The following is a 21,180-nucleotide window of genomic DNA, read 5'->3' as shown; positions in this document are numbered from 1 at the left end:
GTAGCCCTTGAGGCTCATGATCGGCGCGCCCGGCGCCGGCAAATCGATGCTGGCGGCGCGCCTGCCCTCGATCCTGCCGCCACTGTCGCCGGGCGAGCTGCTCGAGGTCTCGATGATCGCGTCGGTGGCCGGCGAGATCGAGGGCGGCGCGCTGACGGCGCGGCGACCGTTCCGCGCGCCGCATCATTCCGCCAGCATGGCCGCGCTCACCGGCGGCGGCGTGCGCGCCAAGCCCGGCGAGATCTCGCTGGCGCATCAGGGCGTGCTGTTCCTCGACGAGCTGCCGGAGTTCGATCCGCGCGTGCTGGATTCGCTGCGCCAGCCGCTGGAGAACGGCGAGGTCGCGGTGTCGCGCGCCAATCACCGCGTCACCTACCCTGCCCGCTTCATGCTGGTCGCGGCGATGAATCCCTGCCGCTGCGGCAATGCGTTCGAGCCTGGCTATGCCTGCAAGCGCGGCCGCATCGACCGCTGCACCGGCGACTACCAGGCGCGCATCTCGGGTCCCCTCATGGACCGCATCGATCTGCGCATCGAGGTGCCGGCCGTGACCGCGGCGGACCTGATCCTGCCCCCGCCGGCGGAGGGATCGGCCGAGGTCGCCGCACGCGTGGCGGCGGCGCGCGACATCCAGTTCGCGCGCTATGCGGATGCTGGCCTGCCAAAGGTCCGCACCAATGCCGAGGCGCCCGCCTCGGTGCTGGAGGAGATCGCAAAACCGGATGCGCAAGGCGCCAAGCTGTTGCGGGATGCCGCCGAGACCATGCGGCTGTCGGCGCGCGGCTATCACCGCGTGCTGCGGGTGGCGCGCACGCTGGCCGACCTCGACAACGCGGACAAGATCGGCCGGCTGCACCTCGCCGAAGCGCTGTCCTACCGCGCACTCGCGGAGGATGTGCGGCAGATGGCGTGATCGCGTCGCGCATCAACCCGGCGGTAACGAGTTTCCTTTACGCTCTGCAAACCATACGGCCCGCGAGTTTCGGTTGTGAGTTCCAGAAGGGCCCGGCGAGTAGAGTGTCATGTTGCGTTTCAAGATCCTGGCCTCGGTTGTTCCCCTGCTGGCGGCTGCGGTGTTCGCCCGTGCCGAGATCGGATCGGTCTCGCACCCCTGCATCGCGCTCAGCGACACGACGGTCGAGCTCACATCCCTGTTCTGGACCGCCAACGTGCATGTCGCCTTCACCGACGATCCCGCGCAGGCCACGGTGCGGGTCCAGATCACCGATGACGCGGACGCCGCGGACTTCACGGTGGTGGACGACGGTCTCGGCTCCGAGCCGGACTCCTGCGAGCTCACCCCCTCGACACGGCTGATCTCGATTGCCGCACAGCCCGTCGACGGCGGGCCGGTGGTCTATCTCTCCAGCGAAGGACCGGCGGATTACCGCATCTATGTGCGCTCGAAGACGTTCTCGCAGCGCGAGGCTGCCGCGCTGATCGTCGGCGCCCGCGGCGGCCACCGCCAGCTCCAGGCCGCCTCGCTCTGAGCCGTTAACATCCCGTCAACCCTGTCGGAAGGCGGGGCCCAGGCCGCAAACTGTTCGCAAGGTCGGCGCGACATCGTGGCAGCCGGCGAACACAGGTTTCGAGCAAGAGAGTCGGGTCGGTGGCGATGGGTCGGACGTTCCGGATCAAGGTGCGCATGCGCCGCTTCAAGCGGCAGCACCCCCGCATTGCCTTCGCGATCCGCTCCTTCATGATCTTCTCGGCGACCTTCGGCGGCGCCTATGGTTTCGTGTCCGGCAGCCGCTCGGAGAATTCCGGCTACGATCCCCACGCCTTTGCGATCGGTGCGAGCTTCCTGTTCGCGCTCGCCTGCCTCGGCCTTGCGACGCTGAGCATGCGCCTGCGCCTCGTGGGCAAGCGCCTACGCACGCTCGCCGCTCACAACGAGGCGTTGATCGACCGCAATTGGGAGCTGAAGGAAGCGGAAGAACGCGCCCGCAGCCTGTTCGAACAGCAGGGCGACCTCATCGTGCTGCGCGACACGGAGGGCCGCATCACCTTTGCCAACGAGGCCTATTGCGCGCTCGCAGGACAGGCGCGCAGCGCACTTGTCGGCACGCGTTTCGATTTCGACGTGCTGGAGCAGGGCGACAGCGCCCGCGAGAGCAACGGCACGCGCATCCACGACCAGAAGATCGCAACCCCGCTCGGCACGCGCTGGATCGCCTGGCGCGAGGGCTATGTCCGGCTCGATGCCGGACAGCCCGCCGAACTGCAGAGCGTGGGACGCGACGTCACCGACCGCACCGAGACCGAACGCGCATTGTCCGACGCGCGCGACCAGGCCGATGCCGCCAACCGCGCCAAATCGCGCTTCCTCGCGATGGCCTCGCACGAGATCCGCACGCCGCTCAACGGCATCATCGGCATGGGCGGCCTCCTGCTCGACACCACGCTGACGCCGGAGCAGGCGACCTATGCCAGGGCGGTGAAAACCTCGGGCGAAGCCTTGATGGCGCTGATCGAGGAATTGCTGGACTATTCCAAGATCGAGGCCGGCAAGCTCGACCTCGATCAACGTCCCTTCGCGCTTTCGACCCTGGTCGAGGAGATCACCGAGCTGCTCGCGCCGCGCGCGCAGGCGAAGACGCTCGAGATCGCCGCCTATGTCGACGAGCGCCTGCCGCTCGAGGTGGTCGGCGACGCCGCGCGGCTGCGCCAGGTGCTGCTCAACCTCGCCGGCAACGCCATCAAGTTCACCGCGGGCGGCGGCGTCGCGCTGATCGTCGAGCCCGGCATCTGGCCAAACGAGATCAGCTTCCTGGTCCGCGATACCGGCGTCGGCATCGCCGCCGAAGCCCAGCAGCGCATCTTCCGCGAGTTCGAGCAGGCCGACGAGCGCGTTGCCCGCACCTATGGCGGCACCGGGCTCGGCCTTGCCATCAGCGAACGCATCGTCAAGCGCATGGGCGGCCGGATCACGCTCACGAGCGAGCCGGGCAGGGGCTCGACCTTCGAGGTCGCGGTGCCGCTGCCGCCGTCGCAGGCCGGCGCCGGGCAGACGGCATTTCCGAGCCCCGATCTCACCGGCAAGTCGATGCTCCTCGTCGCCGACGGCATCGAGGCCTCGTTGATCGCGCGGCGTCTCGCGCGCTGGGGCGGCCAGATCTGCCTCATTGCGGATGCGGCGGTCGCCGAAGCACTGTTGCCGGAGCGCTCGTGGCACGCGGTGCTGATCGATCGTGCGATCGGCCCTGCCATTGCCGACCACCTGGGTGACGCGGCCCGCGCACATGCCTTGCAGCGGCTCGTGCTGCTGACGTCGAGCTCGCGCCACGAGAAGGTGTCGCCGGCCTTCACCGGCTTTCTGATGAAGCCGCTGCGGGCGGCCTCGCTCGCCGCGCGCCTCGCCCTGACGCCGGAGGTCGCCTCGCCCGATCTCGCGCCGGAGCCGCCGGCGGCATCCACCAGCCCAGCGCCGGCGAAGGGCCTGTCGATCCTCGTCGCCGAGGACAACGAGATCAACGCATTGTTGATGCGCTCGCTGCTGACCAAGCTCGGCCACCGCGTCGTCATCGCCGTCCATGGCGAGGCCGCGCTGGAATCCTGGCTCGCCGCCTCATCCGCCGGAACGCCCTACGATCTCGTGCTGATGGACATCCAGATGCCGCAGCTCGACGGCATCGAGGCGACAAAGCGCATCCGCGCGCAAGAGGCCGCCACGGGCGGTCGGCACACGCCGATCCTGGCGCTCACCGCCAACACGCTGGCGGAGGATCGCCATGCCTGCTTCGAGGCGGGCATGAACGGATTTCTGGTCAAGCCGCTCGACCGGGAGAAGCTGGACGAGGCGCTGGCCGGGCTGGCCGCATCGCGGCATCCGGCAGTCCCGGATCTCACGGGAACCCGATCCCCTCCGGCAATCGCTAATTGAAATCGAGCGCGTTGCGCGTCACCATCCTCGGGGGCATTTGCAAAAGAGGATTTTGCGCATGAACGTGCTTTGCCGCCTCGCGCTTATTGCTCTCCTCGCTGGAATCTCCCGGCACGCCGCAGCCGATACGCCGGACCTCATCTCCTCGCTCAAGCAAGGCGGTTACGTCCTGATCTTCCGGCACACCGCGACCGACGACAGCCAGAAGGACGTCTACCCGTTCAAGTTCGACGACATGAGCGCCCAGCGTCAGCTCAGCGACAAGGGCAGGGACATGGCGCGCCAGATCGGGGCAGCGATCAGGGAGCAGGCGATCCCGATCGGCAACGTCTACACCAGCAGGCTGAACCGCGCGGTCGAGGCCGGCAAGCTGATCTCCGGCCGCGAGGTCAAGCCGGTCGATGCGCTCACGGACAGCAGCAACGCCAGCGCGTCGGGAATGGCAAACCCGACCGGTGCCAATGTAAAGGCCGGGCAGGCTGTGCGTCAGCTCGTCGATGCGCCGCCGAAGGCGGGCACCAACACGTTTCTGGTCACCCACAAGACGAATATCGCCGATGCCTTCGGCAAGGAGGCCGGCGACGTGCAGGAAGGCGAGGCCTTCGTCTACAAGGCCAACAGCTCCGGCCCCGCCACCTTCGCGGGGCGCATCAAACTTGCGGACTGGAACGCGAAAGCTGGCAGGTGAGGGCCCTGGCCTCCGGCCGGGACTGCCGGCGCGAGGGAAAGTCCAGTCTTTCTCAGCTCTGATCGCGTAACGACGTTCCGGCGAACTGTCAGAGCGCTGCCGCGACGTGGCGCAGCGATTGGCTCGGCACAACTTGCCGCTCCGCCACGATGTTGTGATACGGACGTCTTATGACGAGCGACTGAAAGGCTGGCAAATACGTGAGAACATCAGAAGACCGCTCATTCCTCATCTTGCTCGCCGCGATCTCCATTGCGTTCGCGTGGGTGCTTTGGCCATTCTTCGGCGCATTATTGTGGGCCATCCTGCTGGCCATCATCTTCGCACCCCTCTATCGGCGCGCCCTGGAAACCCTCCCGGGAAGGGACAACGTTGCCGCATTGTTCACTGTCGTCGTCGTGATCGTCATGGTCCTGATCCCCGTGGCGATCGTCATCGCTTCGCTCATAGATCAGGGTGGCGAGCTTTATCAGCGCGTCCAGAACGGAGAGATCAGTTTCGCGCATCCCCTGCAGCAGCTGAGGTCCGCGCTGCCCGACTGGGCTGGTTTCCATTTCGGATCGCCTGGCCAGTATCGATCTTTCGGCCCTGAAGGAGCGCCTGTCGGGACTGGTCGTTCCGGCCGGACAACAGATCGCCGGACATGCGCTCAACATCGGTCAGTTGACGCTGGAGTTCGTCGCGAGCTTGCTCGTGATGCTCTACCTGCTGTTTTTCCTGCTGCGCGACGGTGACGAGCTCAACGCACGCATCCGTGACGCGCTCCCGCTGCACCCGAGCTATACCGCCGAGATTTTGAATGCGTTCACGCTCGCCGTTCGCGGGACGATCAAGGGGATCGTGCTCGTCGCCCTGATTCAGGGGGCGCTTGGCGGGCTGATTTTCTGGCTGCTCGGCTTGACTGCGCCCCTGCTGGCGGGCGCCCTCATGGCGCTGCTTTCACTCCTGCCCGTGCTCGGCTCCGCGCTGGTCTGGGTTCCGATCGCACTCTATTTGCTTGTCGCAGGCTCAGTCACGAAGGGCATCATCCTGCTCGCCTTCGGGACATTCGTGATCGGCCTTGCGGACAACTTTCTCCGCCCGATCCTGGTCGGCCAGTCTATCCAAATGCCGAGCTATGTTGTGCTGATCGCCACCCTGGGCGGCCTTGCGGCCTTTGGAGCGAACGGCTTCGTCATCGGCCCACTCGTCGCCGCGATGTTTCTGACGGCGTGGCAGATTTACATCGGCTCGAAAGCGCAACGGGAAGCCCGGAAATGACCGTCATTCCGGCACCCGGACGGGTGAGTCACAAGCGGCGCGAGCGCCAGCCGGAATTCGAATCTGGCCGGCCCGGAAGAGTCTGATTACGCGGCACAGGCGACAAAGCGCGGCGCAGACAGCTTTCAGGCGGCGCCTGGCCTCCCCGGAAGATGGTGTCTACCTTGGCCGCACGCTTGCAATGCGGGCACACGAAGAGATGCGCGATGATCGGGGTCGGCTCGTCCGCGAGCAGCTCTGAGCGGAACCACTTCATCTCGACATGGCAATCGGGACAGATCGGCGCTTCGAGTTGCTCCGCAGCGCTTCTGAGACGATCGACCATGGTGCCTTTCCCGCCGTTTCCAAAGGAATAGCGGAATACCCATTGTTGGTCTGCAACAAAAGATACTTATTGCGCGAACCAGCCAGCGCCTCGTTCAGGGCGCCATCATAGCCGCCTGAGCGCCACGCTCTCCACCGTATGGTCGGCGCCCTTCTTCAGGATCAGCGTCGCCCGGGGGCGGGTCGGCAGGATGTTGTCCTCGAGATTGGCGAGGTTGGTGCGTTCCCAGATCGCGATCGCGGTGGCCGTGGCTTCCTCGTCCGACAGCAGCGCGTAGCGGTTGAAGTAGGATTTCGGGTTGGTGAATGCGGTGTCGCGCAGCGCCAGGAAGCGCTTGATATACCACTGCCGCAGCGCCGCTTCGTCGGCATCGATATAGACCGAGAAATCGAAGAAGTCGGAGACGACAGGCACCGCCTTGCCGTCACGCGGCAGCTTGCCGGTTTGCAGAACATTGACGCCCTCGACGATCAGGATGTCGGGCTGGTCGATCTCGGCCCACTGGTTCGGCACGATGTCGTAGGTCAGATGCGAATAGACCGGCGCACGCACGTGGCGGCGGCCGGCCTTGATGTCGGAGAGGAAGCTGAGCAGCAGCGGCAGATCGTAGCTCTCCGGAAAACCCTTCTTCTGCATCATGCCGTGCCGCTCGAGCACCGCGTTGGGATAGAGAAATCCGTCAGTGGTGATCAGCTCGACCTTCGGCCGCGGCGACCAGCGCGCCAGCAGTGCCTGAAGAACGCGTGCCGTGGTGGACTTCCCGACTGCAACCGAGCCGGCGACGCCGATGATGTAGGGGACCTTGCGATCGCGGATGTTGAGGAACTGGCGCTCTGCGTAATACAGGCGCTGCATGGCGTCGACATAGATCGACAAAAGGCGCGACAGCGGAAGATAAATGTCCTCGACTTCCTGGAGATCGAGGCGGTCGTGCAGCGAGCGCAGCCGGTCGAATTCACCCGGCTCCAGCGTCATCGGCGTATCGTCGCGGAGGCGCGCCCACTGCTCGCGCGTATAGACGCGATACGGATTATACTGCTGCTCGGGTGCGCGGATATCCATAACGCCGCCTTTCCGTTACCACCAGAACATGATCCGGACCCGAAGGGCCGCGTTAGCGAAAAATGTGAAGCGGTTTTCCGAAAAGATCATGCTCACATAAACCCTCTAGCTGCCGCTCTTGCGCGACGCCTTCTCTTCCAGCCCTGACATGTTCGTCCGCTTGTCCAGCGCGGCTTCGACCTCTTCCAGCTTTACGCCGCGTACCTTGAGCAGCACAAGGAAATGATAGAGCAGGTCGGCGCTTTCAGCGATCAGATGTGCGCGATCGTTTTCGACTGCAGCGATTACGGTTTCGACTGCTTCCTCGCCGAACTTCTTGGCGCAATGCTCGGCGCCCTTGTCGAGGAGCTTGCGGGTATAGGAGGCTTCGCCACCGGAGGCCGCGCGGGCGTCGATGGTCTCGGCCAGGTCGTGGATCGTGAAACGCGGCATCGGACTCACTCGGAAACGCACAGGACCATGGACGGCCATCCCGTCCGCCAATCTAGCATTGTTATGAACCGGAGTCGTCAGGCATCGAGGCGCATCGGCAGCCCGCGCCGCGCCATGTGCTCCTTGGCTTCGCGGATGGTGAATTCCCCGAAATGGAAGATCGAGGCGGCCAGCACGGCCGTGGCGTGCCCGTCGCGGATGCCGTCGACGAGATGGTCGAGATTGCCGACGCCTCCCGAGGCGATCACGGGAACGGGAATACTGTCGGCGATCGCACGGGTCAGCGGAATGTCGAAGCCCTGCCTGGTGCCGTCGCGATCCATCGAGGTGAGCAGGATTTCACCGGCACCGAGTGCGACCACTTCCTGGGCATATTCGATGGCATCGATGCCGGTGGAGTTGCGTCCGCCATGGGTGAAGATCTCCCAGCGGTCGCCGCCCGGGCGCTTGACGCGCTTGGCGTCGATCGCGACCACCACGCACTGCTCGCCGAATTTTTCGGCAGCTTCCTTGACGAACTCGCGCCGCGCCACCGCGGCGCTGTTGATCGAGACCTTGTCGGCACCGGCGCGCAGCAGCGTCTTGATGTCGTTGACCTCACGCACGCCGCCGCCGACGGTGACAGGCATGAAGCAGGCTTCCGCCGTCCGCCGGACCACATCCAGCATGATGCCGCGGTTCTCATGGGTCGCGGTGATGTCGAGGAAGGTGAGCTCGTCGGCGCCGGCGGCGTCATAGGCGATCGCGGCCTCGACGGGATCGCCGGCATCGCGCAGATCGACGAAGTTGACGCCCTTGACGACTCGGCCGTCCTTGACGTCGAGGCAGGGGATCACGCGCACTTTGAACATGGGCCAGCTCCTACGCGCGCGCGTTGCGGATCAAGGTGAGGCCGGCGGCGGGATCGAGCCGGCCGTCGTACAGCGCACGGCCGGCGATCGCGCCGGCGAGCTTTTTCGCCCGCGGCGCCAACATCGCCTTGACGTCCTCGATCGAGGCGAGGCCGCCGGAAGCGATCACGGGGATGGAAATGGCCTCGGCGAGCGCAATGGTCGCATCGAGGTTCAGGCCCTTGAGCAGGCCGTCGCGCGCGATGTCAGTGAAGATGATGGCGGCGACGCCAGCATCCTCGAAGCGCTTTGCGATCTCGAGCACCGTGACCTGCGAGGTCTCGGCCCAGCCTTCGACCGCGACCTTGCCGTCACGGGCGTCGAGCCCAACCGCGACGCGGCCGGGAAACTTCTTCGCGGCCGACTTCACCAGCTCGGGGTCGCGCACCGCGGCGGTGCCGATGATGACGCGGGTGATGCCCTTGTCGAGCCAGGCTTCGACCGTGGCGAGATCGCGAATGCCGCCGCCGAGCTGCACCGGGATCTTGATGGTCTTCAGCATCGCCTCGACGGCCTGCGCGTTGACAGGCTTGCCGGCGAAGGCGCCGTCGAGGTCGACGACGTGGAGATATTCGAAGCCCTGCTCGGCAAAGCTCTGCGCCTGCGCGGCCGGATTGAGGTTGAACACGGTCGCGCGCGCCATGTCGCCTTGCTCGAGGCGCACGCACTGGCCGTTCTTGAGGTCGATCGCGGGGAAGAGAATCACGGCTTCCATCGCAAAAAGTTCGAGATCAGGGCCAGCCCAAAACGCTGGCTCTTCTCGGGGTGGAATTGCGTTCCGATGGCGGTGTCCTTCGCCACGATCGCGGTGACGGGGCCGCCGTAATCGGCGCGCGCGAGCACGTCCGCCTCGCTGGTGGCATTGAGGTGGTAAGAGTGCACGAAATAAGCGTGCTGGCCCTTGGGGCCGAGCGGCAGCTTGTTCAGCACCGGATGTTCTTGCAGCACGTCGAGCGTATTCCAGCCCATGTGCGGGATCTTCAGGCTTTCATCGCGTGGCGTGATCTTCTCGACGTCACCGCCGATCCAGTTCAGGCCTTCGGTGATGACATGTTCCTTGCCGCGGCTCGCCATCAGCTGCATGCCGACGCAGATGCCGAAAAAGGGCCGCGCCTTGACCCGCACCGCCTCGGTGATCGCCTCGACCATGCCGTTGACGGCATCAAGGCCGCGCCTGCAATCGGCGAAGGCGCCGACGCCCGGCAGCACCAGACGATCGGCGCTGTAAGCCTGGTCCGGATCGCTGGTGACGAAGACCTTTTGCGGGCTCTCCAGGCTGCGCGCGGCGCGCTCGAACGCCTTGGCGGCGGAATGCAGATTGCCGGAACCGTAATCGATGATGGCGACGCTCATCTTGACCCTCCCGGTTCTGGAAACAATCCAATGATGCCGCCGGCCGGAATTGGCGGCGGGTTCGAAAACGCCTGACCCTGCGTGTTGCGGGTGGGCGGCGGACCGCCGCGATCGATGGCCCATTGATCGTTGACGATGCCGTGCTGCTTCTGGCTCCAGCGCTCGAAGAAGCGGCGCTCGGCGGTGTCGCCGTTGTCGGCGACCACCACGTCGAGCTGCCGCCATTTGCCGCGCGACAGCGTCCAGCGCCGCAGGCTCGAGGCTTCGAACCCCATCAGCAGCGCGACGACGAGATTGGCAAAGACGATCGAGCTGCGGCCGACACCGAGGCTGTTCAGCCCTGCGCTGAACGCGGCCGTGAAAAGCACCCAGCCAATCAACGCCAGCCACAGACGATTCCACAGCAGCCAGAACGGACCGAAGACCATCGCCCAGAAATGGAAGCCGTCGCGCACGAAGACGAACTTGTCGGTCGCGCGCAGATCGGCTCCGCCAGGGAAGGGAGCGTGAACTGTGTAGACAGGCATGACGATGCCCCGTTCTCTGAATCCAGTGATGCCGCTCGGCAGCGTTTTGCCACCGAGACGAAGATGTCAGCCGCCGAGCGAGCCCTTGGTGGACGGGATTTCGCCCGCCGCCTTCGGATCGATCGCGACGGCCGCCCGCAGCGCCCGCGCCAGACCCTTGAAGCAGGACTCGGCGATATGGTGGCTGTTATCGCCATATAGTGTCTCGACGTGGAGAGTCACGCCGGCGTTGATGGCGAAGGCCTGGAACCACTCGCGCACCAGCTCGGTGTCGAACTCGCCGATCTTGTCGCGGGGGAAATCGACCTTGAACACCAGGAACGGGCGGCCCGAGATGTCGATGACCACGCGCGAGAGCGTCTCGTCCATGGGCATGTGCACGCCGGCATAGCGGGTGATGCCCGCCATGTTGCCGAGCGCCTGCCTGACCGCCTGGCCGAGCGCGATGCCGGTGTCTTCGGTGGTATGGTGATGATCAATGTGCAGATCGCCCACCGCCTTGACCGTAAGGTCGATGCGGGAATGGCGGGCGAGGAGATCGAGCATATGGTCGAAAAAGCCGATGCCGGTCGCGATATTGGACACGCCGGTGCCATCGAGGTTCACGGAGACCTCGATATCGGTTTCCTTGGTCTTGCGCTTGATGGTCGCGGTGCGCATTGAAAGCTTTCGCTATGGTTTGCCCGAAAACGGCGGTCTTTTAACAGCCAAATGACGGCTTCGCTACTGCGGGAACGCTTCGGCAGGCCGGCACTTCCGCCTATGGTGAGCGAAATCTAGGGCCGGAACGGCCCGTTGTGCCCAGGTTGTGCCCTTTGCCCCGACCGCCTAAATCAGGCCGGACAACGAGGATCATCCATGCAGGCTTCCCAGAACAGCTCGCCGGTCTGGCACGGCACCACGATCTTGACGGTCCGCAAGGGCGGCAAGGTGGTGGTCGGCGGCGACGGCCAGGTCTCGATCGGCCAGACCGTGATCAAGTCCAATGCCAAGAAGGTCCGCAAGCTCGGCAAGGGCGACGTGATCGGGGGCTTTGCCGGCGCGACCGCCGACGCCTTCACGCTCTTCGAGCGGTTGGAAGCCAAACTCGAGCAATATCCGGGACAGCTGACCCGGGCCGCGGTCGAACTCGCCAAGGACTGGCGCACCGACCGCTATTTGCGGCGGCTGGAGGCCATGATGATCGTCGCCGACAAGGACGTCTCCCTGGTGCTGACAGGCACCGGCGACGTGCTCGAGCCCGAGGCCGGGGTAATGGCGATCGGCTCCGGCGGCAACTATGCCCTTGCGGCGGCACGGGCCCTGCTCGACACCGACAAGGACGCCGAGACCATCGTCCGCCGCTCCCTCGACATCGCCGCCGACATCTGCGTCTACACCAACCGGAATGTGACGATCGAAAGCCTGGCGACGGGCTAGGGCTTGCCTGTGGCTGAACAGCGGAGCTCCGGACTGGCTGTCACCTCTCCCGCAAGCGGGAGAGGTCGGCGCGTAGCGCCGGGTGAGGGCTCTTTCCTCTTGGGGGCTGTCCCATTGCGGAAGCACCCTCTCCCCAACCCTCTCCCGCAAGCGGGAGAGGGAGCGCAACATCGCTCTGGTTGCGCACCATCGCTTCTCACTGCGATGATGCGCGTCCCATGACTCTTGTCCACGAAGATACGCGAGATATCCGCAGGGCAATCCCCTCCGCCTATTGGATCGGCATCGCGCTGCTGCTGCTGGCGCTGCAGGCCTCGATCCTGCTCGCGATGGGGCGGGTGCCGATCTGCACCTGCGGCACCATCAAGCTCTGGCATGGGGTAGTGAACAGCTCGGAAAATTCCCAGCAGATCGTCGACTGGTACAGCTTTTCGCACGTGCTGCACGGCTTCCTGTTCTACGGCTTGACCTGGTTGCTGTTCGCACGGCTGCCGTTCCTGCCCTTGTCCTGGCCGGCCCGGCTGATCATCGCCATGCTGATCGAGGGAGCCTGGGAGATCGTCGAGAACTCACCGTTCATCATCGAGCGCTACCGCGCCGGCACGATCTCGCTGGATTATTACGGCGACAGCATCGTCAATTCGGTCTCGGATAATCTGGCCATGATCCTGGGGTTCCTGGCCGCACGCGTGCTGCCGGTCACAGCGACCGTCCTGCTCGGCATCGCCTTCGAGATCATGCTGGCGCTTCACATTCGCGACAATCTGACGCTCAACATCCTGATGCTGATCCATCCGATCGAGGCCGTGAAACAATGGCAATCGGGGCCGCCGATCATCTGACCTGAAATGCGGCTTGTCCCGGCGCGCATCTGACCCTAGCTAAGCACACATGACAGACTTCTCTCCCCGCGAAATCGTTTCCGAACTCGACCGTTTCATCGTCGGCCAGGGCGACGCCAAGCGCGCCGTCTCGATCGCGCTGCGCAACCGCTGGCGGCGGCAGCAGCTCTCCGGCTCCTTGCGGGAGGAGGTTCTGCCGAAGAACATCCTGATGATCGGCCCCACCGGCGTCGGCAAGACGGAAATCGCGCGACGGCTCGCCAAGCTCGCGAACGCGCCGTTCCTGAAGGTGGAAGCGACGAAATTCACCGAGGTCGGCTATGTCGGCCGCGACGTCGAGCAGATCGTGCGCGATCTCGTCGAGGTCGCGATCGCCCAGGTGCGCGAGAAGAAGCGCAAGGACGTGCAGGCCCGTGCCCAGCTCGCCGCCGAGGAGCGCGTGCTCGATGCCTTGGTCGGCGCCAATGCGAGCTCGGCGACGCGCGAATCCTTCCGCAAGAAGCTGCGCGCCGGCGAGCTCAACGACAAGGAGATCGAGATCGAGACGCAATCGTCCGGCGGCGGCATGCCGATGTTCGAAATCCCGGGCATGCCGGGCGCGCAGATGGGCGCGATCTCGCTCGGCGACATTTTCGGCAAGTTGGGGGGCCGCAGCAAGACGCGGCGGCTCACGGTGGAGAGCTCGCACGAGATCCTCGTCAACGAGGAATCCGACAAGCTGCTGGACACCGAGCAGCTGACGCTGGAGGCGATCAGCGCGGTCGAGAACAACGGCATCGTGTTCCTGGACGAGATCGACAAGATCTGCGCACGCGACGGCCGCGTCGGCGGCGACGTCTCGCGCGAGGGCGTGCAGCGCGATCTCTTGCCGCTGATCGAAGGCACTACGGTCTCGACCAAGCACGGCGCGGTCAAGACCGACCACATCCTGTTCATTGCCTCGGGCGCATTCCACGTCGCAAAGCCGTCCGACCTGCTGCCGGAATTGCAGGGCCGCCTGCCGATCCGCGTCGAATTGCAGGCGCTGACCCGCGACGACATGCGCCGCATCCTGACCGAGCCCGAGGCCTCGCTGATCAAGCAATATGTCGCGCTGATGCAGACCGAGGGCGTGACGCTCGACATCACCGACGGCGCGATCGACGCGCTCGCCGACGTCGCGGTGGCCGTCAACTCCACGGTCGAGAACATCGGCGCGCGGCGGCTCCAGACCGTGATGGAGCGGGTGCTGGACGACATCTCGTTCACCGCCCCCGACCGCAGCGGCGAGACGATCAAGGTGGATGCGGACTTCGTGCAGAAGCACGTCGGGGACCTCGCCAAGAACGCGGATCTGAGCCGGTTCATTTTGTAAATTTGGTTCAGTCCGCTATCTATCCGCGATCGTCCCTGCGAAAGCGGGGACACATAACCACCAGCGGTCCTTGTTGAAGCAGATGGCGGCTCCGATCCCGGCACAAACGACCGCCTGTGGTTATGGGTCCCGGGTCGCGCTTCGCTTGCCCGGGACGACAGCGGAGGTTGCTCTCACCAGTTCGGGTGGGGCGTGACCGTACGCATCCTGCAAAATCCCTGGCGGCTTCTGCTCGCGATCAACGCGGCGGTCATCGTTGGCGTCTTCATCCACAAGATCCAGCTGCCGCCTTACGTCCCCTATATTCATCTCCTCGTCGACTATCATTTCGGCTTCATCAAGCGCGCGCTGATCGGAGCGGTCGTCGCCCTCTTCACCGACAAGGTGCCGGTCTGGCTGGTGTTTGCGCTCGGCGGAGCGACGTGGCTGGTGACATCAGCGCTTTACGCAAAGCTATTCCAGAAGACCTTTGGTTTCAGTGCGAGGACACTGCCGCTGTTCGTCTTCATCGCGGGCTCGCCGTTCTTCCTGAAGAACTTCATGCACACGCTCGGCCATTTCGACATCTATGGCTGCGCGCTCGCGATCATCCTGCTGCTGATGCCCGCGGGCTCGCTGCTGTTCGTTGCCACGGCCGCGCTGTTCTCGATCGTGCTCGTGCTGATCCATCACATTCATCTCTTGATGTACGTGCCGACGATCATCACCATCGTCGTGATTAGGCACTATCTGACCCATGGCTGCAATCGCACCAACATTGCTTTCGGTAGCGTTGCCCTCGCCGTCGTCTCTGCGCTGTTCTTCGCCGCGCAGTTTCTGGGAACGATGCCGATCCCCGAAGCGGATTTCGTCGCCTATCTGAAGGGCCGGATGGCCGATCCCGCGCGGACCGACCTGCTGCAATTCGTCTATATCTGGTATCAGCCGCTGGCGAAGGAAGTTGCCGACACCTGGGGCCGCCTGCCGCACAACATTCTCGGCGTGCCTGTGTTTGCACTGCTGATCTGGCTGCACACGCCGTTGTGGCGTTATCTTGCGCGCCTGATCGGCGCACTTGCCAGCGAAACGCACCGCCGCCTCGTCGTCGCGGCGCTGGTCGGCATCAGCCTCGCCTATGTCGTGATGTTCGCGATGGTGTTCGACTATTCGCGCTGGATCTCGAACTGGGCGGTCTGCATGTTCCTGATCCTGCATGCGGTGAGGATGCTTCCGGCCGCTCGGGAGACAGAGCTGATCCCGGCGGAGGATCGCAAGACCAACATCTTCGGCTTGATACTCACGCTGATCCCACGCGTCGGAATTGTCCGGCCGTTTTAGTCTAAAGCTCTGCTTGGGCCGTATCGAAGGTGTGCTCCCTCCCCCGCCTGCGGGGGAGGGTTGGGGAGAGGGTGTTTCCGCAACGGGATTCCCCAAGAGGAGAAGAAGCCTCACCCGCGCCTTCGGCGCGACCTCTCCCGCAAGCGGGAGAGGTGTAGAGCCGCTAACCTCTCGCCCGCCTGATCCGTACATAAAGCGCGCCCTCGCCGCCGTGGCCGATATGCGCGGTCTCGAAGCCGACGACGAAGGCTCGGAATTCCGGCAGGCTGAGCCATTCCGGCACCTGACGGCGGAGCACGCCGCTTTCGCCGCCGCTGCGGCCCTTGCCGGTGATGACGAGCACGAAGGTCAGGCCATCCTGATGGGCGCGGTGCAGGAAACCGGCCAGCGCGCGATGGGCGCGCGTCTGGGTCATGCCGTGCAGATCGAGCCGCGCCTCGATCTCGCTGCGGCCACGCGAGAGCTTCGTCCGCTCGCGCTTGCCAAGCGGCGCCAGGGGCGGAATGGAGGGTTTCGTCACGCGCGGCGACGGCGCGGCGGCGATGGGCCGTGGCGATGACGCCGGTCGATTGGCCGGACCGGCGGGTGACGACTCCGGGCGCGCCGCGGCATGCACCTTTGGCACGCGGGGCTTCCTCAGCGGCTTGACCTGCCTCGAAACGAGGTCCCACAGCTCGCGCTCCTCATCGCTCAACGCACGGCGGCGCGGCGAGGGGCGAGGCTCCAGCACGGGCGGACGGGACGATCGTTTCATTGCTGCCGATGAGGGCGATTCTTCACCGGACGACGCGGCTCAGAGCCAGGGTCGATCGCGGGACGCGGCACCGGTAGCGGAACGGGACCGGCGATGGCAACCGTTTCGTTCTTGTCTTGCGACGCGGCGGCAGCAGGCGTTGCCGCCTTGGCCGGGACGGTCTGCGGAAACAGCTTTGCGATCTTCTCCGAAGGCCTGGGATCCGGTATCGGCAATTTCGCGGCGCGCGGGCCGGGATCGAGGCTCTTCGGCACCAGCATCACGAAACGCATGGGATGGCGCAGCCGCCCGGAGACACGGCCGGCCTCCTGGCCGGCGCCGAAAAACAGATCGGCGCGTGCGGGGCCGATGATGGCCGAACCGGTGTCCTGCGCGATCATCAGCCGGTGAAACGGCGTCTTGGCGCGTTCGGACTCGATCGGCAGCTCGCCCTCGATGAAGAACGGCGTGCCGTAGACATGCAGCGATTTGTCGACCGCGATCGAGCGGCCGGCGGTCAGCGGAATGCCTTGCGCGCCCACCGCCTCGTCCTTGTCGGAGAGGTTGACCTCGCGGAAGAAGATGTAGGCACGGTTCGCGCGGCGCAGCTCCTTGGCGCCGTCGGGATTCTGCGCCATCCACTCCCTGATCTTCTGCATCGACATCTCCTCTTTCGGGATGATGCCGCGCTCGATCAGGATGCGGCCGACGGCCGTGTAGGGATAGCCGTTATAGGCATCGTAGTTGAGCCGAACCGAGCTGCCGTCTTCGAACTTGATCCGTGCCGAGCCCTGGATCTGGGCGAACAGAAGATCGGTCGGATCCTTGAGCCAGGCAATCTCGAGTCCTCGGCCGGCGATCTTGCCGTCCTCGATCTCGCCGCGGTCGTAATAGGGCACCAGCTTGCGGCGGCCGATCTTGCGATAGACCGGGCCCTTGTTGGGCAGGCTGACCGAATCCTGCTTGTAGCCGCGCACGAACAGATTCGAGGGACGGCGATAGACCGGCACGTTGTAGACATCGGTTTGCGTGCGCGATCCCTCCAGCACCGGCTCGTAATAGCCGGTGACGAAACCGTCGGGCTCGCCGAGGCGTGAGATCCGCAGCGGCGTGAAGTTCTCCTCGAAGAAGGTCTTCGCCTTGGCGTCGTCGGCGAGATCGAGCGTCTTGGCAGCGCGGCAAGGCTCGCTCAGCGAGGCGCCCAAGGCCTTGGGTTCGGCCGCGCCGTTCTGCGCATTGATCGGCCGGCAGCTGGCGCGGAACGTCTTGTAGGCGGCGAGATGGTCATCGTCTTCCCAACCCTTCACGTCCGCCCAGGCCAGCGGCAGATATTGCGCGCCGGGAATTTCGAACGGCAGGGGGAGCTGCGGATAGGGCAAGGCCCGCGGCGGGGCGGCAGGCAATTGCCGGGCGTGATGATGATGATGGCTGCGATGGTGGCGCCGCGCTGCCTCGGCACCGAGCGAAAACGACGAGAGCACGACGGCACACGCGCAAAGCGCCGTCGCGCTGTTCTTCAGAAAGACCTTAGTTCGCGCTTCCGGTGCCAACCAGCTTCCAGTTCGGATCGCGAGAGGAGGTGTCGCGGGCGAAAGTCCAGATGTCGGTGATGTCGGCGACCGTGTCGGCGCTGCCGTCGACGATGTTGCCGGCCTTGTCGCGGGTGGTCGAGATCATCTGCGAAACGAAGCGCACGGTGAGCTGGGCAGTGCGGTCGCGCATCTCCGCGCCGACGAGCTCGGCCTTGTCGATCGAGACGAAGCGCGTCTCGGTCTTCTGCTCGTTCTTCTCGCGTTCCTTGATCACGGCATCGAAACTGTCATAGACATCCGACGACAACAGGTCGCGTAGCGCGCGGCGGTCGCCATTGGCGAAGGCCAGCACGATCATCTCGTAGGCGCCGCGGGCGCCCGAGATGAAATGGCGCGGGTCGAACGTGGAATCCTTCTCGACGATGGCATCGAGGCCCTGTGCCAGCGCAGTGCCGGGCTCGGCCAGCCCCTTCCAGCGATCGGAGGGCGGGGTCGGCTCGGCCGTCGGCGCCAGCGGGGCCTGGTCGATCACCTTGCCCGGCACGGTCACGACGTTGTTGTCCTGGGCACCTCCCAGCGCATTGCGGGCGGCGGTGCGATCGAACGGCGGCCGCTCGTTGCCCGTGCGCTGCCCCAGCACGCTACGCAGTCTCAAAAAGATGAAGACTGCCAGCGCCAGGAATATGATGGTGTAGATGTCCACGTCGTATTCGCTTTCTGGTCTTTTCAGGGGTCGTTGCCGGGAAAATCAATCCGGCCAGTAGACCGTTCCCCACGGAAACGGCAAGTCCACATCACCATTTTGGGTCCGCGTCAGGTCCGTGGGATGTAGGCACGAAATCTTGCCGGGCCAATGGCGCCTTTTGGCACAGTATCAAGTGTAGCGCGTTTTAGGCTTAAGGGGAAACCCGATCCTGCCGGGAAATCGCGCATCTTCAATCATTTAAGGCGCAATTTCGCGGAAAAGGCAGGATGACCCTCCAAACGGCGGGCGCGGCCCGATTCCGCGATCCGGGGCCGTTCGTCCTTGTGGAACGAGGCGGCCCTATGTTAGCCAACCGCCGCGAAATTCAGCCCCAATCGGGTAAGGAGAGACTTTCATGACCAACGGTAACGGCACCCCTCCCGAGGCGGCCCAGGCTCCCCAGCTCAACGTGCTGGCGCAATATACCAAGGACCTCTCGTTCGAAAATCCCAACGCGCCGACCTCGCTCCAGCAGCAGAGCCAGCCGCCGCAGATCAACATCCAGATCAACGTCAACGCCAACAATCTCAGCGAACAGGAGTTCGAGGTGACGTTGTCGGTCGAGGGCAAGGCCGAGACCGCAGGCAAGGTGATGTTCTCGTTCGAGCTCGCCTATGCCGGCGTGTTCCGGATCGTCAACGTGCCCAAGGAGAACCTGCATCCGCTAGTCATGATCGAGTGCCCGCGCCTGTTGTTCCCGTTTGCCCGCGAGATCATCGCGACCGCGGTGCGCGACGGCGGGTTCCCGCCCCTGATGCTGGATCCGGTCGACTTCGTCGGTCTCTATCGCCAGAACATGGAGCGGCAAATGGCCGCCCAAGGTCAAGCCGGTCAGGCCTGACCGACCGCCACGGGGGCTGGAGCGGGCAGGTACTCGTTCCAGATCGCCTTGTCGCCGAGCGTCGCGATGAAGGCCCGATGGGCCTCGCGCTCGGCCTCCGAAATCCGCGGCGCCAGCGGCACCAGGCGCTGCCGCCGCGGCGCATCGCCGGCCGCATTGACGCGGATTTCCTGGGTGTCAGAAGCCAGCAGCAGCTGCGACTGTCGCGCCCCGACCAGATCGACATAGACTTCGGCCAGCAGCTCGGCGTCCAGCAGCGCGCCGTGCTTGGTGCGGCGTGAATTGTCGATCGCATAGCGCGAGCAGAGATCGTCGAGCCGGTTGGACACGCCGGGATGCTTGCGGCGCGCCAGCAGCAGCGTGTCCACCAGCCGCTCGCGTGGGATTGCGGCGCGCTTGATGCGGTCAAGCTCGGCATTGATGAAGCCGATGTCGAACGAGGCGTTGTGGATCACCAGCGGGGCGTCGCCGATGAACTCCAGAAACTCGTCGGCGACCTCGTGGAACAATGGTTTCGTCGCCAGGAATTCGGACGACAATCCGTGCACCGCGAACGCTTCCGCCGGCATGTCCCGTTCAGGGTTGATGTAGACGTGAAAGGTCTGTCCCGTCGGCATGCGGTTGAGTATCTCCACGCAGCCGATTTCGACGAGTCGGTCGCCGCGGAGCGGATCGAGGCCGGTCGTTTCGGTGTCGAGGACGATTTCGCGCATGTCTTGGTCGCCGTGTGAGACGGCGAATCAGGCTCGCCGCTGCGGCATCTTAACGACCTCGGCCAGAATGTGCGCGATTTGCGCCCGCACCGGCTCAAGTCCGTGTGACGTATCCACCACGAAATCGGCGCGCCGCCGCTTTTCGGCATCCGGCGTCTGCTTGGCGATGATGGCATCGAGCTTGGCTTCGTCCATGGTGTCGCGCGCCAGCACGCGCTGGCGCTGGAGTTCGGGCGACGTCGAGACCACGACCACGGCGTCCACCCGCTTGTCGCCGCCGGTCTCGAACAGCAGCGGAATGTCCAGCACCACGACCGGTGCCTTGGCGGCCTCGGCGTCGGCGAAGAATTTCTGCCGAGAGGCGCCCAGCATCGGATGAACGATCTGCTCGAGCTGCTTGATCGCAGCAGGATCGTGCACGACGCGCGCCGACAGTTTTGTGCGGTCGACCTTGCCGTTGACGGTGGTGCCCGGAAAGGCAGCCTCGATCGCGGGAGCCGCTTCGCCCTCATAGAGCTGATGCACGGCGGCATCGGCATCGTAGACGGGGACACCGGCCTCCGCGAAAAGTTTCGCGGTGGTGGATTTGCCCATCCCGATCGAGCCGGTCAGTCCGAGGATCCGCATCAAGCCATAGCCATGTCTGTCAGTCACACTGCAACTAGCCGCTCGCGGCGCAGGAACGCAAGCAGCGGCAGCAGCGGCAGGCCGAGAATGGTGAAATGATCGCCCTCGATCCGCTCGAACAGATGGATGCCGAGGCCTTCGAGCTGATAGGCGCCGACGCTGGTCGTGACGGCATCGCCGGCGGCGTCGAGATAGGCCGAAAGCTCGACCTCGGTCATCTCTCGCATGGTCATGCGGGCGACTGACACGTCCTCGAAAACAATCATGCCGTCACGCGCCACGGCTACAGCCGAATTCAGCTCGTGGCTCTTGCCGGCGAGATCGCGCAGCTGCGCCAGCGCCTGTGCGCGGCCTGCGGGCTTGTTGAAGAGACGCATCCCGAGAGCCAATGTCTGATCGGCGCCGATCACGTAGCTTCCTGGATGACTCGTCGAAACCGCCTTGGCCTTTTCTCGCGCCAACAACAGGGCGATCTCGCGCGGGTTTGAGAGTCTCGATGCGGTCTGAATGCCGCGCTCGTCGATATCCGCCGTCACAGCCTCGAATTCGAGCCCGGCATTGGCCAGCAGCATTTTGCGCGCGCTGCTTTGTGAGGCCAGGATCAACGGAGATGTGCCGCGCCACAGAGCCATGGCAG

The 21,180-nt window shown here is 64.9% G+C and carries 24 protein-coding genes and 1 pseudogene; 11 read left to right on the top strand and 14 right to left on the bottom strand.

Features of this window, described 5'->3' with window-relative positions; all coding sequences use genetic code 11:
* Window positions 1–13: 13 nt before the first annotated feature.
* From ABIA42_RS33300 to ABIA42_RS33275, 6 genes and pseudogenes are all read left to right on the top strand, one after another.
* A pseudogene (locus tag ABIA42_RS33300) lies at window positions 14–913 on the top strand (YifB family Mg chelatase-like AAA ATPase); the annotation flags it as partial.
* A gap of 109 nt (window positions 914–1,022) precedes the next feature.
* Entirely contained in the window at window positions 1,023–1,490 is a 468-nt protein-coding gene (locus ABIA42_RS33295) for a hypothetical protein (RefSeq protein WP_028180737.1), read from the top strand.
* A gap of 125 nt (window positions 1,491–1,615) precedes the next feature.
* Entirely contained in the window at window positions 1,616–3,883 is a 2,268-nt protein-coding gene (locus tag ABIA42_RS33290) for an ATP-binding protein (protein WP_370123794.1), read from the top strand.
* Window positions 3,884–3,941: 58 nt separating this feature from the next.
* Window positions 3,942–4,571: a histidine phosphatase family protein gene (locus ABIA42_RS33285; RefSeq protein WP_370117221.1), complete on the top strand. Its 630-nt coding sequence runs from the start codon at window positions 3,942–3,944 to the stop codon at window positions 4,569–4,571.
* 200 nt (window positions 4,572–4,771) lie between these two features.
* On the top strand, window positions 4,772–5,305 hold the full coding sequence (locus tag ABIA42_RS33280) for an AI-2E family transporter (RefSeq protein ID WP_370157190.1): 534 nt from the start codon (window positions 4,772–4,774) through the stop codon (window positions 5,303–5,305).
* Window positions 5,205–5,831: an AI-2E family transporter gene (locus tag ABIA42_RS33275; RefSeq protein WP_370157200.1), complete on the top strand. Its 627-nt coding sequence runs from the start codon at window positions 5,205–5,207 to the stop codon at window positions 5,829–5,831. The genes ABIA42_RS33280 and ABIA42_RS33275 overlap by 101 nt, the downstream gene beginning before the upstream one ends.
* A 28-nt stretch (window positions 5,832–5,859) precedes the next feature.
* On the opposite strand, the gene ABIA42_RS33270 is transcribed toward ABIA42_RS33275, so the two are convergent.
* The 8 genes from ABIA42_RS33270 to hisB all read right to left on the bottom strand — a co-directional run bounded on the left by ABIA42_RS33270 (window position 5,860) and on the right by hisB (window position 11,080).
* Window positions 5,860–6,156, bottom strand: a complete 297-nt coding sequence (locus tag ABIA42_RS33270; RefSeq protein ID WP_271528816.1) for a hypothetical protein — start codon at window positions 6,154–6,156, stop codon at window positions 5,860–5,862.
* A 105-nt stretch (window positions 6,157–6,261) separates the two neighbouring features.
* Complete coding sequence (gene coaA / locus ABIA42_RS33265; RefSeq protein ID WP_028180741.1) at window positions 6,262–7,218, bottom strand: type I pantothenate kinase; 957 nt, start codon at window positions 7,216–7,218, stop codon at window positions 6,262–6,264.
* A 105-nt stretch (window positions 7,219–7,323) separates the two neighbouring features.
* Entirely contained in the window at window positions 7,324–7,650 is a 327-nt protein-coding gene (locus tag ABIA42_RS33260; RefSeq protein WP_028180742.1) for a phosphoribosyl-ATP diphosphatase, read from the bottom strand.
* A gap of 77 nt (window positions 7,651–7,727) precedes the next feature.
* Window positions 7,728–8,501, bottom strand: a complete 774-nt coding sequence (gene hisF, locus ABIA42_RS33255) for an imidazole glycerol phosphate synthase subunit HisF (RefSeq protein WP_131870592.1) — start codon at window positions 8,499–8,501, stop codon at window positions 7,728–7,730.
* 10 nt (window positions 8,502–8,511) lie between these two features.
* Entirely contained in the window at window positions 8,512–9,246 is a 735-nt protein-coding gene (gene hisA, locus ABIA42_RS33250; RefSeq protein WP_370123796.1) for a 1-(5-phosphoribosyl)-5-[(5-phosphoribosylamino)methylideneamino]imidazole-4-carboxamide isomerase, read from the bottom strand.
* Complete coding sequence (gene hisH / locus ABIA42_RS33245) at window positions 9,243–9,893, bottom strand: imidazole glycerol phosphate synthase subunit HisH (protein ID WP_271528818.1); 651 nt, start codon at window positions 9,891–9,893, stop codon at window positions 9,243–9,245. The genes hisA and hisH overlap by 4 nt, the downstream gene beginning before the upstream one ends.
* The gene (locus tag ABIA42_RS33240) at window positions 9,890–10,420 is read right to left on the bottom strand and encodes a DUF2628 domain-containing protein (protein ID WP_370117230.1); all 531 of its coding nucleotides are present in this window, start codon (window positions 10,418–10,420) and stop codon (window positions 9,890–9,892) included. Before ABIA42_RS33240 ends, hisH begins: the two co-directional genes overlap by 4 nt.
* A gap of 66 nt (window positions 10,421–10,486) precedes the next feature.
* Window positions 10,487–11,080 (bottom strand): imidazoleglycerol-phosphate dehydratase HisB, encoded by a 594-nt coding sequence (gene hisB / locus ABIA42_RS33235; protein ID WP_271528821.1) that lies wholly within the window; start codon window positions 11,078–11,080, stop codon window positions 10,487–10,489.
* A gap of 198 nt (window positions 11,081–11,278) precedes the next feature.
* Between hisB and hslV the strand changes: the two genes are divergently transcribed.
* The 4 genes from hslV (at window position 11,279) to ABIA42_RS33215 (ending at window position 15,352) form a co-directional block, all read left to right on the top strand.
* Window positions 11,279–11,839: an ATP-dependent protease subunit HslV gene (gene hslV / locus ABIA42_RS33230; protein WP_061023647.1), complete on the top strand. Its 561-nt coding sequence runs from the start codon at window positions 11,279–11,281 to the stop codon at window positions 11,837–11,839.
* A gap of 218 nt (window positions 11,840–12,057) precedes the next feature.
* The gene (locus tag ABIA42_RS33225) at window positions 12,058–12,681 is read left to right on the top strand and encodes a DUF2585 domain-containing protein (RefSeq protein WP_271528823.1); all 624 of its coding nucleotides are present in this window, start codon (window positions 12,058–12,060) and stop codon (window positions 12,679–12,681) included.
* Between the two features lie 49 nt (window positions 12,682–12,730).
* Window positions 12,731–14,035 carry an ATP-dependent protease ATPase subunit HslU gene (gene hslU / locus ABIA42_RS33220; protein WP_271528824.1) on the top strand — a complete coding sequence of 435 codons (1,305 nt, stop codon included), beginning with the start codon at window positions 12,731–12,733 and terminating at the stop codon, window positions 14,033–14,035.
* 192 nt (window positions 14,036–14,227) lie between these two features.
* Entirely contained in the window at window positions 14,228–15,352 is a 1,125-nt protein-coding gene (locus tag ABIA42_RS33215; RefSeq protein ID WP_370117235.1) for a hypothetical protein, read from the top strand.
* Between the two features lie 163 nt (window positions 15,353–15,515).
* On the opposite strand, the gene ABIA42_RS33210 is transcribed toward ABIA42_RS33215, so the two are convergent.
* From ABIA42_RS33210 to ABIA42_RS33200, 3 genes are read right to left on the bottom strand one after another with little or no spacing between them, the layout of a single operon-like run.
* Window positions 15,516–16,106 (bottom strand): Smr/MutS family protein, encoded by a 591-nt coding sequence (locus ABIA42_RS33210; protein ID WP_370117238.1) that lies wholly within the window; start codon window positions 16,104–16,106, stop codon window positions 15,516–15,518.
* Entirely contained in the window at window positions 16,103–17,635 is a 1,533-nt protein-coding gene (locus tag ABIA42_RS33205; RefSeq protein ID WP_370117241.1) for a murein transglycosylase A, read from the bottom strand. The genes ABIA42_RS33210 and ABIA42_RS33205 overlap by 4 nt, the downstream gene beginning before the upstream one ends.
* Entirely contained in the window at window positions 17,613–18,320 is a 708-nt protein-coding gene (locus ABIA42_RS33200) for a Tim44/TimA family putative adaptor protein (RefSeq protein ID WP_370117244.1), read from the bottom strand. The genes ABIA42_RS33205 and ABIA42_RS33200 overlap by 23 nt, the downstream gene beginning before the upstream one ends.
* A 397-nt stretch (window positions 18,321–18,717) precedes the next feature.
* On the opposite strand from ABIA42_RS33200, the gene secB reads away from it, so the two are divergent.
* A complete protein-coding gene (gene secB / locus ABIA42_RS33195) occupies window positions 18,718–19,203 on the top strand; it encodes a protein-export chaperone SecB (RefSeq protein WP_271528829.1) in 486 nt (161 codons plus the stop codon).
* On the opposite strand, the gene dnaQ is transcribed toward secB, so the two are convergent.
* From dnaQ to ABIA42_RS33180, 3 genes are read right to left on the bottom strand one after another with little or no spacing between them, the layout of a single operon-like run.
* The gene (gene dnaQ, locus ABIA42_RS33190; RefSeq protein WP_271528830.1) at window positions 19,194–19,916 is read right to left on the bottom strand and encodes a DNA polymerase III subunit epsilon; all 723 of its coding nucleotides are present in this window, start codon (window positions 19,914–19,916) and stop codon (window positions 19,194–19,196) included. The genes secB and dnaQ overlap by 10 nt on opposite strands.
* 27 nt (window positions 19,917–19,943) lie before the next feature.
* Window positions 19,944–20,543 (bottom strand): dephospho-CoA kinase, encoded by a 600-nt coding sequence (coaE, locus tag ABIA42_RS33185; RefSeq protein WP_370123799.1) that lies wholly within the window; start codon window positions 20,541–20,543, stop codon window positions 19,944–19,946.
* 23 nt (window positions 20,544–20,566) lie between these two features.
* Window positions 20,567–21,175: a Maf family nucleotide pyrophosphatase gene (locus tag ABIA42_RS33180; protein WP_370117247.1), complete on the bottom strand. Its 609-nt coding sequence runs from the start codon at window positions 21,173–21,175 to the stop codon at window positions 20,567–20,569.
* Window positions 21,176–21,180: the final 5 nt, after the last annotated feature.

The sequence above is a fragment of the Bradyrhizobium sp. USDA 327 genome, from assembly GCF_041262065.1.
Lineage (GTDB): Bacteria > Pseudomonadota > Alphaproteobacteria > Rhizobiales > Xanthobacteraceae > Bradyrhizobium > Bradyrhizobium liaoningense.
This window is presented reverse-complemented; position numbering and strand designations above follow the sequence as displayed.

What these genes read in the sequence shown, in the direction of transcription:
- ABIA42_RS33295 (WP_028180737.1), top strand. Translation starts at nt 1,023, where the DNA reads ATGTTGCGTTTCAAGATCCTGGCCTCGGTTGTTCCCCTGCTGGCGGCT.
- ABIA42_RS33290 (WP_370123794.1), top strand. Translation starts at nt 1,616, where the DNA reads ATGGGTCGGACGTTCCGGATCAAGGTGCGCATGCGCCGCTTCAAGCGG.
- ABIA42_RS33285 (WP_370117221.1), top strand. Translation starts at nt 3,942, where the DNA reads ATGAACGTGCTTTGCCGCCTCGCGCTTATTGCTCTCCTCGCTGGAATC.
- ABIA42_RS33270 (WP_271528816.1), bottom strand. Translation starts at nt 6,156, where the DNA reads ATGGTCGATCGTCTCAGAAGCGCTGCGGAGCAACTCGAAGCGCCGATC.
- coaA (WP_028180741.1), bottom strand. Translation starts at nt 7,218, where the DNA reads ATGGATATCCGCGCACCCGAGCAGCAGTATAATCCGTATCGCGTCTAT.
- ABIA42_RS33260 (WP_028180742.1), bottom strand. Translation starts at nt 7,650, where the DNA reads ATGCCGCGTTTCACGATCCACGACCTGGCCGAGACCATCGACGCCCGC.
- hisF (WP_131870592.1), bottom strand. Translation starts at nt 8,501, where the DNA reads ATGTTCAAAGTGCGCGTGATCCCCTGCCTCGACGTCAAGGACGGCCGA.
- hisH (WP_271528818.1), bottom strand. Translation starts at nt 9,893, where the DNA reads ATGAGCGTCGCCATCATCGATTACGGTTCCGGCAATCTGCATTCCGCC.
- ABIA42_RS33240 (WP_370117230.1), bottom strand. Translation starts at nt 10,420, where the DNA reads ATGCCTGTCTACACAGTTCACGCTCCCTTCCCTGGCGGAGCCGATCTG.
- hisB (WP_271528821.1), bottom strand. Translation starts at nt 11,080, where the DNA reads ATGCGCACCGCGACCATCAAGCGCAAGACCAAGGAAACCGATATCGAG.
- hslV (WP_061023647.1), top strand. Translation starts at nt 11,279, where the DNA reads ATGCAGGCTTCCCAGAACAGCTCGCCGGTCTGGCACGGCACCACGATC.
- ABIA42_RS33225 (WP_271528823.1), top strand. Translation starts at nt 12,058, where the DNA reads ATGACTCTTGTCCACGAAGATACGCGAGATATCCGCAGGGCAATCCCC.
- hslU (WP_271528824.1), top strand. Translation starts at nt 12,731, where the DNA reads ATGACAGACTTCTCTCCCCGCGAAATCGTTTCCGAACTCGACCGTTTC.
- ABIA42_RS33210 (WP_370117238.1), bottom strand. Translation starts at nt 16,106, where the DNA reads ATGAAACGATCGTCCCGTCCGCCCGTGCTGGAGCCTCGCCCCTCGCCG.
- secB (WP_271528829.1), top strand. Translation starts at nt 18,718, where the DNA reads ATGACCAACGGTAACGGCACCCCTCCCGAGGCGGCCCAGGCTCCCCAG.
- dnaQ (WP_271528830.1), bottom strand. Translation starts at nt 19,916, where the DNA reads ATGCGCGAAATCGTCCTCGACACCGAAACGACCGGCCTCGATCCGCTC.
- coaE (WP_370123799.1), bottom strand. Translation starts at nt 20,543, where the DNA reads ATGCGGATCCTCGGACTGACCGGCTCGATCGGGATGGGCAAATCCACC.
- ABIA42_RS33180 (WP_370117247.1), bottom strand. Translation starts at nt 21,175, where the DNA reads ATGGCTCTGTGGCGCGGCACATCTCCGTTGATCCTGGCCTCACAAAGC.